The 17,255-nt window shown below is 58.2% G+C and carries 12 protein-coding genes; 4 read left to right on the top strand and 8 right to left on the bottom strand.

What is annotated here, in order from left to right; translation table 11 throughout:
* Nucleotides 1–363: 363 nt before the first annotated feature.
* A complete protein-coding gene (locus tag J0X19_RS15780; RefSeq protein ID WP_206985357.1) occupies nt 364–1,974 on the bottom strand; it encodes a PA14 domain-containing protein in 1,611 nt (536 codons plus the stop codon).
* Nucleotides 1,975–2,439: 465 nt separating this feature from the next.
* On the opposite strand from J0X19_RS15780, the gene J0X19_RS15775 reads away from it, so the two are divergent.
* The 3 genes from J0X19_RS15775 (at nt 2,440) to J0X19_RS15765 (ending at nt 5,738) form a co-directional block, all read left to right on the top strand.
* Nucleotides 2,440–2,757 carry a CD225/dispanin family protein gene (locus J0X19_RS15775; RefSeq protein WP_206985356.1) on the top strand — a complete coding sequence of 106 codons (318 nt, stop codon included), beginning with the start codon at nt 2,440–2,442 and terminating at the stop codon, nt 2,755–2,757.
* Nucleotides 2,758–2,764: 7 nt separating this feature from the next.
* Nucleotides 2,765–3,178 carry a DUF2752 domain-containing protein gene (locus tag J0X19_RS15770; protein ID WP_206985355.1) on the top strand — a complete coding sequence of 138 codons (414 nt, stop codon included), beginning with the start codon at nt 2,765–2,767 and terminating at the stop codon, nt 3,176–3,178.
* A 250-nt stretch (nt 3,179–3,428) separates the two neighbouring features.
* Nucleotides 3,429–5,738: a patatin-like phospholipase family protein gene (locus J0X19_RS15765; protein ID WP_206985354.1), complete on the top strand. Its 2,310-nt coding sequence runs from the start codon at nt 3,429–3,431 to the stop codon at nt 5,736–5,738.
* 87 nt (nt 5,739–5,825) lie between these two features.
* Here the strand turns inward: J0X19_RS15765 and J0X19_RS15760 are convergent, their stop codons facing one another.
* The 4 genes from J0X19_RS15760 to J0X19_RS15745 all read right to left on the bottom strand — a co-directional run bounded on the left by J0X19_RS15760 (nt 5,826) and on the right by J0X19_RS15745 (nt 10,928).
* The gene (locus J0X19_RS15760; RefSeq protein WP_206985353.1) at nt 5,826–6,020 is read right to left on the bottom strand and encodes a hypothetical protein; all 195 of its coding nucleotides are present in this window, start codon (nt 6,018–6,020) and stop codon (nt 5,826–5,828) included.
* Between the two features lie 378 nt (nt 6,021–6,398).
* A complete protein-coding gene (locus J0X19_RS15755; RefSeq protein WP_206985352.1) occupies nt 6,399–7,151 on the bottom strand; it encodes an alpha/beta fold hydrolase in 753 nt (250 codons plus the stop codon).
* 173 nt (nt 7,152–7,324) lie between these two features.
* Entirely contained in the window at nt 7,325–9,766 is a 2,442-nt protein-coding gene (locus tag J0X19_RS15750) for a T9SS type A sorting domain-containing protein (protein WP_206985351.1), read from the bottom strand.
* Nucleotides 9,767–9,998: 232 nt separating this feature from the next.
* On the bottom strand, nt 9,999–10,928 hold the full coding sequence (locus J0X19_RS15745; RefSeq protein ID WP_206985350.1) for a LysR substrate-binding domain-containing protein: 930 nt from the start codon (nt 10,926–10,928) through the stop codon (nt 9,999–10,001).
* A gap of 140 nt (nt 10,929–11,068) precedes the next feature.
* On the opposite strand from J0X19_RS15745, the gene J0X19_RS15740 reads away from it, so the two are divergent.
* The gene (locus J0X19_RS15740; RefSeq protein WP_206985348.1) at nt 11,069–12,580 is read left to right on the top strand and encodes a catalase; all 1,512 of its coding nucleotides are present in this window, start codon (nt 11,069–11,071) and stop codon (nt 12,578–12,580) included.
* A gap of 207 nt (nt 12,581–12,787) precedes the next feature.
* On the opposite strand, the gene J0X19_RS15735 is transcribed toward J0X19_RS15740, so the two are convergent.
* The 3 genes from J0X19_RS15735 to J0X19_RS15725 form a co-directional block, all read right to left on the bottom strand.
* Nucleotides 12,788–14,248, bottom strand: a complete 1,461-nt coding sequence (locus J0X19_RS15735; RefSeq protein ID WP_206985345.1) for a M16 family metallopeptidase — start codon at nt 14,246–14,248, stop codon at nt 12,788–12,790.
* A 50-nt stretch (nt 14,249–14,298) separates the two neighbouring features.
* On the bottom strand, nt 14,299–15,741 hold the full coding sequence (locus J0X19_RS15730; RefSeq protein WP_206985343.1) for a M16 family metallopeptidase: 1,443 nt from the start codon (nt 15,739–15,741) through the stop codon (nt 14,299–14,301).
* Nucleotides 15,742–15,865: 124 nt separating this feature from the next.
* A complete protein-coding gene (locus J0X19_RS15725) occupies nt 15,866–17,200 on the bottom strand; it encodes a family 1 glycosylhydrolase (RefSeq protein ID WP_206985342.1) in 1,335 nt (444 codons plus the stop codon).
* Nucleotides 17,201–17,255 lie beyond the last annotated feature (55 nt).

Here is a 17,255-nt window from a genome sequence, read left to right as displayed (position 1 = left end):
GGGGATATTCCTTACAAAAAAAGAGGATTGACCAAGCAGCACCATGCTGTCCGGTCAATCCTCTTTTTCATCGTAAGCCACCCGGTAGCGAGGCAGATGACACTATATAGAACGCGCTTATTTTGTGGCGCTTACCAGCTGGCGCACTCCCCACAGAACGCCTAACAAAAGGTACCGTAATGGGGCCAGCAGCACGAGCAGGTACAGCAAGGGAAGCAGCACAACGGCTTCGATAATTTCACCGGGGGTACTGTCTCTGTAGTCTAAACTTACTTCTACCAGCATTAGCGCCACGCCAATAACCAGCAGGATAAGATTGGCTTTCAGCTCTTTAGCAAGCACTGACACGTTGATAGAATCCGCTTACTCGGCCGAAGTAGTGGCTGGTGCCTCAGCGGCCGGCCGACGGATGCTTACGGGGTGCTTGGTATTCACGGTACCTACCGTCAGGTTCAGGTAATAGTCGCCGGCGGGGAGGCTGCGGAAATCCAGGGTTTGGTGATGCCCCCCGGCCGTTTGGCGCCGGTAGTCGGACACCCGCACGGCAATACCGCTTTGGTTGTAGAGCACCCAACCCAGTGGCTGCTCGGCACCCAATTGATACGACATTTGCATCACCCCATTGCTAGGGTTGGGATATACGCTCAGTTGGTTGGCGCCTACGCTAGGGGTGTTGCTAGGCACCGCGCCGGCGGGTAGCAGGACCACGGGAGCAGCGGCTTCTAGCTTCCACTGCTGGGTAGGGCGGTTGGCGTAGCGCCGTTGTTGCAAGCCGCCTTCCTCGGGCGTGTTGAGCGTCACGGCCTTGCCGCTGTGTTTGGCGGTGAGCTTGTAATACCCATCTTCCAGCGGCTCAATGGCCCACAGTTGGTTGTTGCCGCTATAGAAAGGCCACAAGCTGAGAGGCGTACCGTTGGAAGTGGCGCTGCCCAGCACCTCCAGCACCTTACGCCCACCCTGCACCGCAATGCGGTAGTAGCCCGTGCCGGCCGGCTCGATGCTCCATTGTGGTACGGTGCTGGCGGCCGCCCCGCCCAGCGGGTTTGCGGCGGCATTTATCTGGGCTTGGTCGGCAAGTTCCAATGGCTTTTCATCGGACCGGACTTTCAGCGTGTACACGCCTGGTACAAACGCCGGCGAAGGTTTCGGCTCGGCGGCTACCTCCTTGGGAGCAGGAGCTGGTTTGGGCTCGGGGGCGGGTTTAGCGGGCTTTGCGGCAGCCGCTTTAGCAGCAGCGGGTTTGGGGGCCGGTGCAGCAACTACTGCCGCCTCTTTGGCAACCTTCGGCTCTTTAGCGGCTTTGGGTGCTTTGGGCTCGGCAGCAGGCTTAGGAGCTGGCGCCGGCTTAGCAGCTGGTGCCGCAGCTACGGCCGGGCCTGCACCAGCCGGATCAGGGGCGAGAGACGAACCCAGCGGGTACAGGTTGCCCGATGGAATAGTTTGCTCGGCCTGGCCGGGTGGCGTCCATTGCAGTTGAATGCGGGCGTCGCCTTCTTCGTCGAAGTACTCCAGCTTGATAGAGGTCTTTTCGCCGGCGGCCAGGTTGGCAAAAGCCAGGGGTGCATCGGTGTTGGCTTTTTTGCCGTCCCAGGTGTCCAGCACTTTTTTGCCGTTCACCCACAGGCGCACACCTTCACTGGTTTGCACCGAAAACTTGTAGCGGCCAGTAACCGAAGCCGCCAGCAGGCCTTCCCACCGAACCGAGAAGTTGTCGGCGGGCACCTCGGGGCCAGGCGAGCCGGCGCCCCATTGAAAATCAATGGCCGGGTCGATGCGGGTAAGCACTGGCGCTCCGGCCAATGTGCCGTTGCGGAAGTAAGAAGCGGTGAGGCCGGTGCCAGCTCCTTGCACTACCGAAGCCCCAGCATTCTCTCCCGACCCGGTACGGCCAAGGGCCGCCGCTGATGATAGGCCTACCAGCACTCCGCTGCATAAGCCAAGCCCGATTATAGAACGGAACAGTAAGTTTCGCACAACAAGAAAGATTGAAGTAACAAATCAAAAAAGTCCAAGAATCAATCAACCGAACCGCATTACAAAACCATACAGCACCGCCACTTACCCTTGGCTAAACATGGCCTTTATTTCAAGCCGGTACAATATAATGCATTTCCAAACGTATCTAATGCCTCTGTTTTACATACCTATTCTGGTTTAAATCTTTTAATAGCAAAGTGCAATAACATCGAATAATTTTTCGCTCCACCTTCCTTGCCAAGACCACTGTCTACCCCGTAGCTGAACAATAATTTTGCTGCAACCCAATGACAGAGCAGTTACCGTATGCTTCTCGCGTAATGCGGCAGAAATTGGTTGTTTGAAGCGCACCAAAAACATGCTGTTGAGCTTGGCAGACTGGCACGGACTGGGGGCGGAACTTGAGTATTGCCACAGGAATCTTTACTTTTCACTATATATACCCAACTATCCGCAAGCAGCATGGAACAAGCGTACGTATCCCCCGGTGGCATGCCGCCGGCTGGTGGGCTCCCACCCAAGAACTGGCTGGTCGAAGCTATTTTGGTGACCATCTTCTGCTGCCTACCCTTTGGCATTGTGGCCATCATCAACTCAGCCAACGTGAATTCGCGGCTGGCGGTGGGTGATTATGCCGGGGCACAGGAAGCCTCCCAAAACGCTGGCAAATGGGTGAAATACGGGTTGATAGGAGCCATACTGCAAGTGGCTATCCCGATTGCTATTGCTATAATGATGGGGCTGGGCGGCGCTCTTTTGAGTGGATTCGTTGATAGGTAGCCGCCGCTTGTTTTTCACTAAGCCAGTTACAGCGGGCCTGATAGGTGGCGGGCTGGTGGCAGGGTTGGCGCTGGCGGCACTGTATTTCCGCCTCGACCCGGCGCAGTATCCGTTTCCGCGCTGCCCGGTGCACTGGCTCACGGGGCTGCACTGCCCCGGCTGTGGCACCCAGCGGGCTTTACACGCCTTGCTGCATGGTGAAATAGAGCAGGCCGTCAGTTTCAACCTCCTGGCCGCACTTTTCGCGCCGGTGCTACTATTGGGTGCTGTGGAAGAAGTGCGCGGCCGGATTGGTGGTATCCCGCGCCGTAGTTCGGTGCTGTACCGTGCGTGGTTTGGTTGGAGCGTGGTAGCAGCTAGTATACTCTTTACGGTGTTGCGCAATTTACCGGGGCCGCTGGGCAACTGGCTGGCTCCGTAACTTGCAGACCTTGCACAACAGGCCGGAAAAACGCAAAGCCAAATTGCATTGCGAAGACGATATATTCGCCAGCCGGCACAACTGCAACGGCGGCGGCGCGAGCCTTCTTCGTACTGCTATTTCTAAATTCGTTTTCACTACCTCTTGATAGTGCAACTTGCTGCCGGGCATTGCGTACGAAACGCGCTGCCCCAAGGCGGGGCTTACTCTTTGTGCTTTATGTATGCGTAAATATTACCCATTTCTCGCCTTGCTGCTCGCATTCCTGTGGGGTAGCCAAGTTGCTTTCGCTCAGAAGGTTGGCCTAGTGCTTAGTGGTGGCGGCGCCAAGGGCCTGGCCCACGTGGGCGTGCTCAAGGTGCTGGAGAAAAACCGGATTCCCATCGACTACATAGTGGGCACGAGCATGGGCGCTATTGTGGGCGCCATGTACGCTGCCGGGTATTCGCCGGCCGAAATCGAAGAAATTGTGCTCAAGCCAGATTTCCAGAATTGGGTGTCGGGCGAGCCGCTGGAAGGCAAGGTGTATAACTATTACGACGGCGACTACAACCCCGCTGCCCTGCACCTGCGCTTAGCCATCGACTCGACGCTGAAGGCCCGCGTAACGCCCAAGCTGGTAGACGACGTGACGCTCAACTACGTGCTATCCACCATGCTGGCCCCAGCCGGCGCTATATCCGGCTACGATTTCAACAAGCTGATGGTGCCTTACCGCAGCGTGGCCTCCGAAGTATTCACGCGGCAGCGAGTGGTGCAGCGGGATGGGTCGTTGGCCGATGCGGTGCGCAACTCCATGGCTTTCCCGCTGGCCTTCCGCCCTATCCGGCAGCCCGATGGCCGCTACCTGTTTGATGGGGCAGTGGTTGACAACTTCCCGACCGGCGTGATGCGGCAAGAGTTCAAGCCCGATATTATTATTGGGGTGAACGTGGGTGACGTGGCCTTCAATAAATACCCCAAAGAAAAGGATGATGCCCTGCTGGCGAATACGCTGCTGTTTGTGGGCTTCAACGGGGCCGATACTACCTCGGTAGGCCCAAATGGCATTTTCATCCAGCCAAAAATCGACGAATTCACGGCGGCCGACTTCAACAAGGTAAAGCAGCTGGTGGTATTGGGCACCCAGGCCACCGAGAAAAAGCTAGACCAACTCCTGACCCGGATTCCGCGGCGCGAGGACACGCTGGCGTTGCAGCAGCGCCGGCGGGCTTTCCAGGAGCGGGCTCCCAAGCCGGAATTCAAGCAGATAACCGTGCAGGGCGTACCGGCGCAACAGCAGGAATTTGTGCGGCGCTTCTTCCAGAAAACCGGCTCCAGCTACTCACCCGGCGACATAGAAGAGGGATACTACCGCCTCGTAAACAACGACTTCTTCAACAACGTGTACCCGCGCGTCCGCTACGACAGCAAGCTGCAAGGCTACACGCTGAACCTGGATGCGCGCCAGAACAGCAACCTAACCACCGATTTGGGCGTGCTGCTGTCGTCGAGGTCTATGAGCAACTTTTACCTGGGCGGAGCTTACCGCTACCTCAACCGGTTTCTGTACACGATAAAAGGCAACGCCACCATTGGGCGGTTTTACAACGGGGCGCAGGGCACCTTCCGGATCAGCATTCCCGGCAACCACCCCTTTTATGTAGAGCCGGCTATTACGTTCAACAATTTCAACTACCAAGACACCGGGGGCCTGCTAGGCAGCACCGCCCAAAACACCCAGCTCCAGCAGCGCGACCTGAAAACCAGCGTGGCCATCGGCTACAGCCCCAACTACCGCAGCCGCTACGTACTGAGTGGGGGCCTGTTCACGAACCGTGACCGGTTTGCCAACACCAACGAAATCAGCAGCGACGCCAGCCTGGACCAGAACAACGTAACCGGCGTAACGGGCGCCATTCAGTTTCAGCGTAACTCTCTGAACCGCCGGCAATACCCGGTGAGCGGCCGCCGCGCAGAATTCTCGTTGCGCGGGGTGGTGGCCGAGGAAGATTACGAGGCCGGCTCGACAGCCAATGGCTTAGCCGACCGTACCAAAGACCACCAATGGCTTCAGAGCCGTTTGTATATCGAGCAGTACTTCACCTTTCACAAAGTGGATTCTGTGGGGCGCCGGGTACACGCGTGGGGCTACACCCTCGATGCCGTAGCTACCACGCAGGGCCGCTTTGCCACTTACCGCTCGTCGTTGACGTCGGCGGCCGCGTTTTTGCCCCTCCCCGATTCGCGCACCCTGTTTCTGGACCGGTATCGGGGCACGGCTTACGCGGCAGTGGGGTTGCGGTACATAAAGGCCATCCTCGGCTCGTTGGAGTGGCGCAGTGAGGTGTACGCCCACGCCTTATTTCGGCCCTGGGAACAGCAGGATTTCAACCCGGTACTGGCTAAGCGCGGGGCCACCGTCAGCCGCCCCTACCTCACAGCCATGACCGGCTTTGTGTACCAGACCCCGGTGGGCCCGGCCTCGTTGCAATTCATTCACTACGACGACCCCGACCACCAGTTCGGCGTTTTCGCGCACATCGGCTTCGTCCTGTTCCGCGACCGGTCGTTGGATTAAGTAAGAAACCGTGTACCACGACCAAGAGGGAGGGTGCTGTTCGGCCTGCGTGGCTTGAACGGTATCCTCTCTTTTTGTCGTAACGCCTCAGGTAGTTAGTTGCATTCTTGCTTGCCCCTTGTCCGGATATTGTGGGGGTTCTTCGTCGGGAGAATATGGGGAGGAGGTACCAGCGCCGCAGCCGGCCAGTACAGCGCGGTCCAGGTCCTCGCCGTGGTAGAAGTACCGGAACAACACGGTAGCCAGCCACACAGCCACGGGTGGGGCTACCCAGTACGCCACAAGCCGTGGTAGCTGCCAGCCACCGTGGCGGCACCTAAACTGCGGGCCGGGCTCAGGCCCGAAAACGTTGTTTCTACTATGCTATACACCAGAATTAAGCGTGCCCAGCAACCAACCCGCCTTGGTTTCACTGACGCCGGATGCTCAATCAGCACCGTGAGGCAGCTGGCCCAGCTTACGAAGACAGCCAGCTCCGGCGTCGCGGCCAGGTAATGCGGCCAATGCCACCGCCACGCAGCAGCCAACTGCCGTAGCCATGTTGCCTGAAGAGGTTCGCTCACCGTTGCTGCAACGGCGCACCTTACTTCCGGGGGGAGGCTGAAAATATAGCTGTACCCGCTTCTGCTTGCCGTTTGTTTTTACCTCGCAAACGGTCTTTCACAGCTGCCGCCCAAACGAGTGCAGCAGAGCTGCCACTTCCTCGGGGGCTTCGTAAGGCAGCAGGTGCCCTGCGCCGCCAATAATCTCCAGCGGGGTGCCTTCGGGCAGCAGGGGCAGCGTTTCGAGGCCGTGTACTGATGGCGACATGACGGCATCTTGGTCGCCGGCCAGCACCGTGCACGGCACTTGGATGTGGCAGAGCCGGCTGGTAATATTCTCGCGGCTCCCGTGGAGCAACCAGGCGTCCCAGGCGGCTTTGGTGCTGCGCAGATTATCCTGGGTGATTTGCTGCTGGATGGTTTTGGCTAGGGGGCGGGCCGTAATGTGCTGCATGGTTTCTTGTGCTTTCACAGGGTTACCATACGCCCGCAGGCTGCTCTGGCGGTTGTCCTCGGTCATGGGCTCCGGCGTGGGCGGCGACGGACTTAGCAGGGCTACGCCTACTAGCCCGGCGGGCTGCCTAGCGGCCAGCGCCAGCGCAATTTTGCCGCCCATGCTGTGCCCCACTACCACGTAGCGCGCCAGCTTTTTATTGGCTAAGTAAGCAGCCAGCTGGTCGGTGTAAGCATCCACGGTATAGCCACCAGCCGGGGCCGGAGCCTCACCGAAGCCACCCAAATCAGGCGCCAGCACCGCAAAATCGGGAGCCAGCAGCTTGCTAACCGCCTCCCACTCTCGGCCAGAGCCGGCCCAGTAGTGCAGGCACACAAAGGTGAGAGAAGCAGGAGCAGGCTTGGCAGTTGATGACATAACAGAAAGCAATAGGTGAATACCGCCTGACACCTGCACAGCGTCAGTGGTTAGCCAGCATACGCAATCCATGTGATTCGTGCTGAAATAAAAAGCCCGGCCTCCTGTGGAAGCCGGGCTTTTCAATGAAGCGTCAGAGCCAACTACTTGCTGTTGGCTTTGCGGGCAGCAGGTTATTCCACGCTGATTTGCTTGGTAGCTACCTGGTCGGCGGTTTGTACGCGTAGGGTGTAGATACCTTTGGCCAGGTTGCTGACATCCATCTGCGTGTCGGTACCCGCGGCGCTGAGCTGGATGGTGCGGCTCTGCACCTGCTGGCCCAGCGTGTTAATCAGCGTCAGCTGAGCGGTACGCTGACCGGCAATGGCGGGCAGCCGCAGCGTGAAGTCCTGGTGCGCCGGATTCGGGAACACGCTCAGCGTGCCCGCGCCAATAGCATCCTTGTTGGACAGCGGCGCGCCCAACGCTACATCAACCGCCAGCCGTGAGTTCAGTGTGGAGGTGCTGATATCTACCCAAGTGGTGCCACCCGTTGAGGTATACAGGAATGTACCTGGGCGCAACGGGTTTTCCAGTTGATAAGCAATTGCCAAGTTGGTAGTTCCCAGATTCAGAATACCCACGTAGAAAGGACCGTTCACGTTAACGCCTGGCAGCGTGATAGTGGGTGAACTAGCAGCAGTTGTGCGGGTTTGCGTAGGCGAAGTATACAACAATGTACCAGGGGCGGTAGCACCTGCGCTGTATATCTGAATTTGGTAGCTACCACCGGCGCTGGCAGCAGCAAAGCTAGGCGTAACGGAGCGCACCGAAGCAGGTCCGCTCGTCTGATACCGGATGGCCACAACGCTGTTGGTTGCTGCTACACCTACGCCACCAGTTTCGAATGTAGTGCCCGACGTGTAGCTCAACGTAGCAGGCGTTATAGTCTGGCTAAAGGTTCGTGAGTTGTTGGAAGCCAATCCATCGGCTGGAATCGTCACGGTCAGTGTGTTGGTACCGGAAGCAGCCGTAACCGGGAAAGTAGCAAACGTTACAGTGGCTGAAGCTCCTGCCGCCAGCGTAGGCACCAGTTTCACATCCGTAAAAGTAGTTGCACCAGTCACAGTTAGGGTCACGGGCAGGTTAGCTACCGGCAGAGCACCTGTATTAGTAATTACGGCTTGTACGGCAACTGGCGAAGCATAGGTAGTTGATACGGTGCCCAACGCGTAGATAGCCTGTACGGCGGCGTCGGGTGCCGGTACGGCGGCACAGATACCAAATTGCCCCGTAGGCGTGGTGCCAAAGCTCCACACCCGCGCATAGATGGTAGCACCGGGGGTAAGCCCAGTTGCCGTAGCACTCGAGAAGAAACTAGTGGCCGTAGCATCATCACTACATGCAACTTCAGTTAGAGAACCACAGGTGCCAGTATATAATACTAATCCGGTGTCATTCAGTGGTGAGCCAGTTACGGCGCTAGTAGTAACCGTTACGTTGCCAGATGCTGGCACTACCATGCTATACCACACGTCATTGCTAACTGGAGTATTGGCTACAAAGCAGCCAGTACCCGTAGTGGAGCTTGGCGCTGGAACACCAGTAGAGGCAGATGCTCCTACGTTAGTAGTAGTAACAGGAGTACAAGTAGTTCCTACCGTCAAAGCTGTGGCAGTAGCGCAATCATCGTTGGCTGGCGGAACGGCTAAGGTGCTGAATCCTGTAGATACGGCTTGGGAAGTGGTGCTGCCTGTGCAGTTACCAGCAACCGTTACGCTATACGTTGTACCAGGCGTCAGGCCGGTTAGAGCTACTGGTGAGGCAGTAGGAGCAGGCGTTACAGTAGTAGAAACACCAGCTGCCGATGTGTAGATGACAGTGTACCCCGTATTACCAGTACCGCCCGTGAATGTGAGCTGGGCCGTAGTGGTAGTAATAGTGCCAACTGTCAATGCCGTTACTGGTGGACAGGTTAGCGCGGTGAGACCTGTCAACTGAATATTAGGCCGGTAAACGCTTAGCGCACCCGCAGTGGTTGGGGCGGCGTTATCGGCTTGCCAGAATTGGGTACGGTTGTTACCAGTAGCCGAATAACGGAATGCTTTGGCCGCGCTGCCTTCGTTGCCAGCACCAGTGGCGTTGGTTTCTACAATTACTTCCAGATTGGAAGTGCCATTGTAAGCGAAGGGGGTAGTCAAGGGCACACTTACCCACGTGTTTGCAGTGAACGAGGCAGCTGGAATAGTGCTATCATACACCAGAGTAGCTCCCGTTTCTTCAGCCGCAACTGTTGTGGCGGCGGCAAAAGTGGCGTTAGCAACCGTTTTCAGGTAAATCTTGGTAGGTGCTGCCCCCGGGGTACTTACAGAATTGACATAGAACCCCACATTCGTAATACTGCCGCTGGTTCCGATTTCGGCGGCCGTATAAATCATGGCACTACGCTCATAGCCATAGTAGGTGGCTAGTGGTTTGCGCGCTAAGGTGCTGCCAGTACCAGTAGGATTGCCGGCTGGCACTTCAATTTGGGCCCAAGCAGCCGGAGCCAGCAGCAAGCCAGCCGCTAAGGTGGCTAGTCTCGACCGGAGCCGAGTGGATAGCCAAGATGTGGGTGAGTAAAAAGTTGCGTTCATGCAGTAAAAAGGAAAGGTGGAGAAAAGGGAAATGTGCAAAAAATCCTGAAAACGAGAAAACCTGGCTGGGGTGGCAGGTGGTCTAAAAGATTATCCGTCAGTACGCAGGCTATTAAGTAGCCGTTGTCCGCGAAGAACTTCAATATACCTGAATTCTGCTAACCATTGGCACTTTGCAAAGAACAATGCAGCTGTTGTACAAAACACCTGCCTATAATCTACCCGTTCGGTGCTATTTCCACCTGATTTTCTGGCTGGCCTTACCGGCCCGCAGTCGCTCCGGCACCTTGCCCACAATGATGTCGCGCAGGGAGGCCAGTAGCGGCAGCCGCACGAATCCCTGGTGTACCACCAAGCTGATTTCTCGCACCGGCTCGGGCACAGCAAAGCGCTTCACCATGGGATTGTCTAACTCCTGCAATACCGATAGTTCGGGCACCAGCGTGTAGCCGTGGTTGTGGCGCACCAGCTCTTTCAGGGTTTCTATCGAGCCGCTCTCGTAGGTGAAGGGCCGGGTGGTATCCACGGGGGCCGGGGCGCAGATGTTGAGCACCTGGTGGCGGAAGCAGTGGCCCTGCTGCAACAGCCACAGTCCCGGCGCGCCCATGTCCTGCGGCTCGATGGTAGCCTGCTGGTACAGCGCATGATTGGCCGATATGTAGCCCAGGAAAGGTTCTTCCAGTACCGTAATTTCGCGCAGCTGCCGGTCGTCGAGGGGCGTTACCAGCAGGCCGATGTCCAAGGTGTGGTCTTTGAGGCGCGGTAGTATCTGCGCCGACTGCAACTCCTCTACCTGCACCCGAAGCTGCGGGTGCTGCTCCACCAGCTCCACCAAAAACAGCGGCACCAGATACGGTGCCAGCGTTGGGATAATGCCGAGCCGCAACTCGCCCACCAGCTCGCCTTTTTCCAGCTGTACTACTTCGCGCAGCTGCTGCATTTCGCGGAGTACCTGCCGGGCTTGCTGCACTACCTTGGCTCCTATTACCGTGGGCTGCACGCCTTTGTTGGTGCGGTCGAAGAGTAGCACGCCCAGCTCCTCTTCCAGCTTTTGCAGCTGCATGCTGAGGGTGGGCTGCGTGACGTGGCACTTCTCGGCGGCCAGCACGAATTGGCGGTGCGTATCGAGGGCTACCAGGTACTCAAGTTGCTGGATGGTCATGCCGCAAATATAGATACCGGCTATAGCAATATAAAAACAATCGATTTTGTTTATAGATCTGCAAGCGCAACCTTTGCATCCGCTCAGTACGCCGCCAGGGCGTTTATTGCTGTTTACTCCTATCATTTCCTTTCCGCCTCATGGAAGAATCAACTCAACCCAAGAAGCTGACCACCGCTTCAGGTCGCCCGATTTTCGACAACCAGAATACGCAGTCGGCTGGGGCCCGCGGTCCGCTGTTGCTGCAAGACTATTTCTTCCACGAGAAGTCGGCCCATTTCAACCGGGAGCGGATTCCGGAGCGCGTGGTGCACGCCAAAGGCAGCGGTGCCTACGGTAAGTTCACCGTCACCCACGACATCACCCACCTGACCCGCGCCAAGCTGTTCAGCAAAATCGGTAACGAGTGCAAGCTGTTCACCCGCTTCAGCACCGTGGGCGGCGAGAAAGGCTCGGCCGATACCGAGCGGGACCCGCGCGGCTTTGCGTTGAAGTTCTACACCGAGGATGGCAACTGGGACTTGGTGGGCAACAACACGCCGGTGTTCTTCGTTAAGGACCCCATCAAGTTCATGGACTTCATCCACACCCAGAAGCGCGAGGCCCGCAGCAACCGCAAGAGCCCCACGATGATGTGGGACTACTGGAGCCTGAACCCCGAAAGCCTGCACCAGGTAACCATCCTGATGTCGGACCGCGGCACGCCCTACGGCTACCGTCACATGCACGGGTACGGCTCGCACACGTTCTCCCTCATCAACGCCGCCAACGAGCGGACCTGGGTGAAGTTTCACTTCCGCACCCAGCAGGGCGTGAAGAACTTCTCCGACGAGGAAGCCCGCCTGATGAAGGCCGAGGACGCCGACTTCGCGCAGCACGACCTGGTGGACGCCATCGACAACGGTAACTTCCCGCGCTGGACGATGTTCATCCAGACCATGACTGAGGAGCAGGCCCGCGACTTCCGCTGGAACCCCTTCGACCTTACCAAGGTGTGGCCCCAGGGCGAGTTTCCGCTGCAAGAGGTAGGCGTAATGGAGCTGAACGCGGTGCCCGAAAACTACCACGCCCACGTAGAGCAAGCGGCTTTTGCGCCCGCTCACGTGGTGGACGGCATCGGCTACTCGCCCGACAAAATGCTGCAAGGCCGCATCCTGAGCTATCCTGATGCCCAGCGCTACCGCCTCGGCGTGAACTACGAGCACCTGCCCGTAAACGCCTGTCCCTTCGGCTTCAGCAACTACCAGCGCGACGGCCTGATGGCCCTTGGCGCCAACGGTGGCCCCGGCCCAAACTACTTCCCCAACTCGTTCGACGGCCCCGTGGAAGACAAAACCCAGGGGGAACCCGCCCAGGAGCTGGACGGTTTTGCCGCCCGCTACGACCGGAACGAAGGCCCCGGCAACGACGACCACTACACCCAGGCCGGCAACCTGTTCCGCTTGCTGGACAAGCAGGCCCAGCAGAACCTCATCAACAACGTAGTAGGCGCCATGAGCGGCATCGAAGGCCCCAAGAAAGACCTCATCACCCAGCGCCAATTGTGCCACTGGTTCCGCGCCGATGTGCGCCTGGGTATGGCCATTGCCAAAGGCCTCGGCGTAGATGCCGAAATGCCAATGGAGCATAACACGGCCGCCGTAACCGCTTAGGTTCAGCAGCTTATCCGATAAGAAAGGCCGCCCCGGAAATCCGGAGCGGCCTTTCTTATTACTAAAAACTAGTTCCCCTCCTCAGATGAGGAGGGGTTAGGGGTGGTTGAACAGCTAGAGCTAGAAACTAAAACTAGTTAGTCGTTCAACGATGAGTCAACCACCCCTAGCCCCTCCTCATCTGAGGAGGGGAACTAGTTTTTAGCGCTACAGCGCCTTCTTCCTGGATTCCTTGAACTTCTTGATTTGGGGGTCGATGATTTTTTTGTCGCCGACTACTACTACCGTCATGGCTTCGGGGCGGACGTATTTGCGGGCGGTTTCGCTCACCTGCTGCGGCGTAACGGCGTTGATGTTTTTCACCTGCTCGGTGAGGTAGCTGTCGGGGAGGCCATGAAGGTCCAGGGTGTTGAGCTGGTTGATGATGCCGCCCGGCGTGGAATTGCGCAGCACAAACAAGCCCGACTCGTAGTTCTGGATGCCTTTCAGCTCTTCGGCCGAAGGAGCTTCTTTTTGCAGCCGCTCGATTTCGTACACGATTTCCTTGAGCGAATTGCCGGTTTCCTGGGTGGTCACGTCGGCGTTCTGGCTCCAGTTGCCGGCACGGTAGTGCGTTTCCACGTAACTGTATGGCGAATACGTGTAACCTTTATCCTCCCGAATGTTGCGCGTGATGCGCGAGCCGAACGAACCGCCCAGCAACGAGTTGGTAACGCGCAGACGCATATAATCGGGGTGGCTAGGGTCCACGACGGGCATGCCGATGACGATGGTGGACTGCGGGGCGCTGGGCCGGTCGAGGGTCATGACATCGGGCCGGAACTGGGCTTTGGCTACTTCGATGCGGGGCTCGGGGCCGGGTGCCCACTCGCTCCAGGCTTTGGTAATGGCCTCGCGCAGAACGGGCGCGTTGAACTTGCCGGCCACGTACACGCTGGTGCGCTTGGCGCCGTACTGGCTCTGGTAGAACGCCTTCACTTGCTCCAGCGTGAGGGCATCAATGGCAGCATCGGTGGGCAGGGGCCGGCCGTAGGGGTGGTTGCCGTAGAGCGAGGCCGAGAATTTTTGGCGGGCCTGGGTGCCGGGTTGGGCGCGGGCTAGGTTCATCTGCCGCTTGAAGTCGGTTTTGATGCGCGGCAACTCCGCGGCCGGCAACGCGGGACGCAGCACCACCTCAGCCAGCAACGCCGCCAGTTCCGGCGCATATTCGGAGAGGCAAGAAGCCCATACCATGGTCTGGTCCTGGCCCACCGAAATGTTCAGGGAGCCGCCCATGCGGGCAACTTTATCCGCCAGTTGGGTGGCGTTGAAAGTGGTAGTGCCTTCGTTCATCAGCTTGCCCAACAAGTCGGCAACGCCTACTTGGTCGGCGGCTTCGTGCACGTTGCCGGCCTGAATGGCGACCATCATCGTTACCTTGGGCACTTGACCATAAGGCACCAACTTGGCTTTCAAGCCGTTCGGCAACACAAATTCTTCCTTGGCGGGCAAGGCAAAATCACGGGGCGTACTGCCAACGGGCGGGGCTTCCTTCGGCGCGGCCGGGGCAGCGGCTTGGGCGGCAGCGGGCTTGGCAGCAGGTTTTGCGGGCTTTGTTTGGGCCGAAACAGTTGGCGCGCTGGCAACGGCCAAGGCGGCACCTAGCAGCGTAAGATATAGCGGTTTCATAGGGTTCAGCGTCAGGAGGTGAATACAACTAGCAAAACAGAATACGGCCGTTAGCTCTTGGCCATCGGGTTGACGATGAGCAAGGTACGATTGGTGGGCCGCAGGTATTCCTGAATGGTTTTCTGCATCAGCGCCGGCGTTACTTTCTTGAATTCCGCTTCCAGCGTGTTGATGCGGCCGGGGTTGTTGTCGAACAGCGCGAAGGCCGCCAGCATATCGGCGCGGCCGAAATTGTCGGAGCCGCTGAGTTGGTCGTAGAGGCTGGAACGCAGCTTCACCACCGCCAAATCCAGCGTGGCCTGACTGACGCCACCTTTGCCTAAGCGGTTGATTTCCTGGTCTAAAATGCTCACCACCGAATCAGCCTTCACGTTTTGGTCGTAGGTCAGGTCGCCCATCCAGAGCATGGGGCCGGCGTAGTTGAAGGCGTTGCCGAGGTAGTTGATGCCGCCGCTTACGTTGTCGGAGTAGCCGCGCTTCTGCACCATGGCTTGGTATAAGCGGCTGTCTTTGCCTTGCAGCAAAATCTGGTCGAGCAGGATGAGGGCGTAGTACTCGGGCGAGTTGCGCTCGGGCATGTGGTAGGCAAAGGCCAGGGCGGGCTTGGTGGCCAGCTTGTCGTCTTTGGTGAAGCGCTGCTCCTGCTCCTGGCGCGGCTCCGTGAGGTCGGGCTTGGGGGGCTGCGGGGAGCTGGGAATGGCCGCGAAGTACTTGGTTACCCAAGCTTTAGCTTCGGCCGGCTCGAAGTCGCCGACTACAGCCAGCACGGCGTTGTTGGGGGCGTAGTAGGTTTTGAAAAACGCCTGCGCGTCTTCCAAAGTGGCAGCGTCAAGGTCTTTCAGGTCGCCGTAGAAGTTATGCGCGTTGTTCCAGTTCTTGTTGGCTTTCTGGGGCATGTCCAGCCACGGAAAACCACCGTAGGGCGCGTTCAGCACGTTCACGCGCACCTCGTTTTTCACCACGCCCTGCTGGTTGGTGAGGTTGGCCTGCGTGATGGCGAGGCCGCGCATCCGGTCGGCTTCGGCCCACAGCATGGTTTCCAGCTTGTGCGACGGCACCACCTCGAAATAGTTGGTGAAGTCGAAGCGGGTAGAGCCGTTCAGCACCCCGCCGTTCTTCTGAATCAGCTGGATAAACTCCATCTTGCCCAAGTTCTGGGAGCCCTGAAACATCAGATGCTCAAACAGATGCGCGAAGCCGGTCCGGTCTTTGGGCTCGTTTCGGAACCCGATGTTGTAGTACGCCGCCACTGTGGCCGTGGGGGCCGTATGGTCGGGCGAAAGCACCACTTTCAGGCCGTTGGGCAGCGTGTAGTACTCCACCGGCACCTGAAAACCCGCTACTGCCGGAACTGCTTCGGCGGGAACGGGCGCCGTGGTGGCGGCCCCGGCAGGCGCGGTAATGGCGGTGCTGGTTTTGGGGCTGCACGCACTCAAACCCAGCAGAAGCAGCGGCAGGCCCCAACCAAGCTGAAGTAGTCTAGTTGATTTCATGGCGAATACGATAGATGAAGACTGCTTCAACCTACATAATTCGCCGCGAATATTTGTACTTCTGGCTATATAAAATAGAACAACAGCCGGAAGTGCCTTCCGAGAAGGCACCGCCGGCTGTTGCTTATTTCTCCACTTTCAGCGTGGAAGGCCGGGTGGTGAATTCGAAAATCTCGCCGTGGGGCATGACGGTGATTTGGCCGAACTCCCGAATCAGCATTTTGTAGCTCTCCCCCACCGGCCGGATTTTGCGGTCCAGGTCGTAGAGGCCGCAGGCATTGACGGTGAGGCGCTTCTCGGCGAGGCTGATGTCCCAGTCGAGCTGGTCGAGCAGGGAATACCAGGTGAAGCCCACCACCGGCACCCCGTCCTGCCGGATGCGCTGCACGTTCACCCACTGCTTCCAGAGCCAGCACTCGGCATCCTTGGCTTTGAAGGTGTTGGTTTCGGTGTGCATCACGGGCTTGCGGTACCGCTCGTAATACTGCTTGGTCATGGTGTACCAGCCCAGCACGTCCTCGGCTTCGCACCAGCTGCCATCGGGCTTAATTATCTTCTCGTTGCGGCCGTAGTAGTCGTTGCCCATAATCTGGTAGCCCGGTGGTTCGCCGGCCATAAACCACTTCACTTCCTCGCGGGTCATGCCGTTGTCGAGGCAGTAGAGCAGCACTTCGGCGTCGATGGTGTGGGCGTACAGCAAGTCCAGCGACAGGAACCGGAGCTTGTTGGTCAGGCGGATTTCGTCGCTCTCCACGGCGCGCATCTCGTGGATGTACTCCGCCGATTCGCTTTGCACAATCACGCAGTCGGGGCGGTACTTGGCAATCTGCTGGGTACCCATGATGCTGGCCGCCGTGATGTGCTTCATGGCCGTAATGAAGGCCCGGTCGTCTTTCAGCTGCTCGTTCCAGATGCCGTCTTTGGCCGAAGCCCGCGCCGTTACATATATCTCATTAACAGGCGTATAGAACCGCACCCACGGATAGCGCCGGGCCACGGCTCCGCAGTACTCGGCAAAGTGCACTGGCAGCTCGGGGTTCTGAAAGTTGCCAATCCAGTCGGGCACGCCGAAGTGCATCAAATCCAGGATGGGAGTGATGCCGAGGCGCTGGATTTCGGCCATGGCCAGGTCGGCAAATTCCCAGTCGAACTTACCAGGGGCTTTATGGATGAGGTAGTACGGCAGGTTGTAGCGCAGCACCTTCAGGCCCATTTCCTTTACCAGGCCCAGGTCTTCCTTGTAGCGGTTGTAATGGTCGGTTTCGGCCAGCAAATCGCGCCGGATGGTGCCGCCCGCTATGGTGGGGTACGAGCACTCGATGCCGGTGGCAAACATGAAGTTGCCAGGGTTGCCCGTTGGCAAGCCCGTACCATCGTGGCCGCCGGCCCCACCGAACTGGTCGCCCTCGTAGTTACCGTCGCCGAACTTGTCTTTGATATGCGTGAGAAAGGATTTCATATTTTAGTGCTTCGTGCCTAGTGCTTGGTGCTTAGGACTTGCTTTTTAGTTAACA

It is taken from the genome of Hymenobacter telluris (genome assembly GCF_017313265.1).
Lineage (GTDB): Bacteria > Bacteroidota > Bacteroidia > Cytophagales > Hymenobacteraceae > Hymenobacter > Hymenobacter telluris.
The sequence above is the reverse complement of the archived record's forward strand: the minus strand, read 5'-3'. Positions and strand labels throughout refer to the sequence as shown.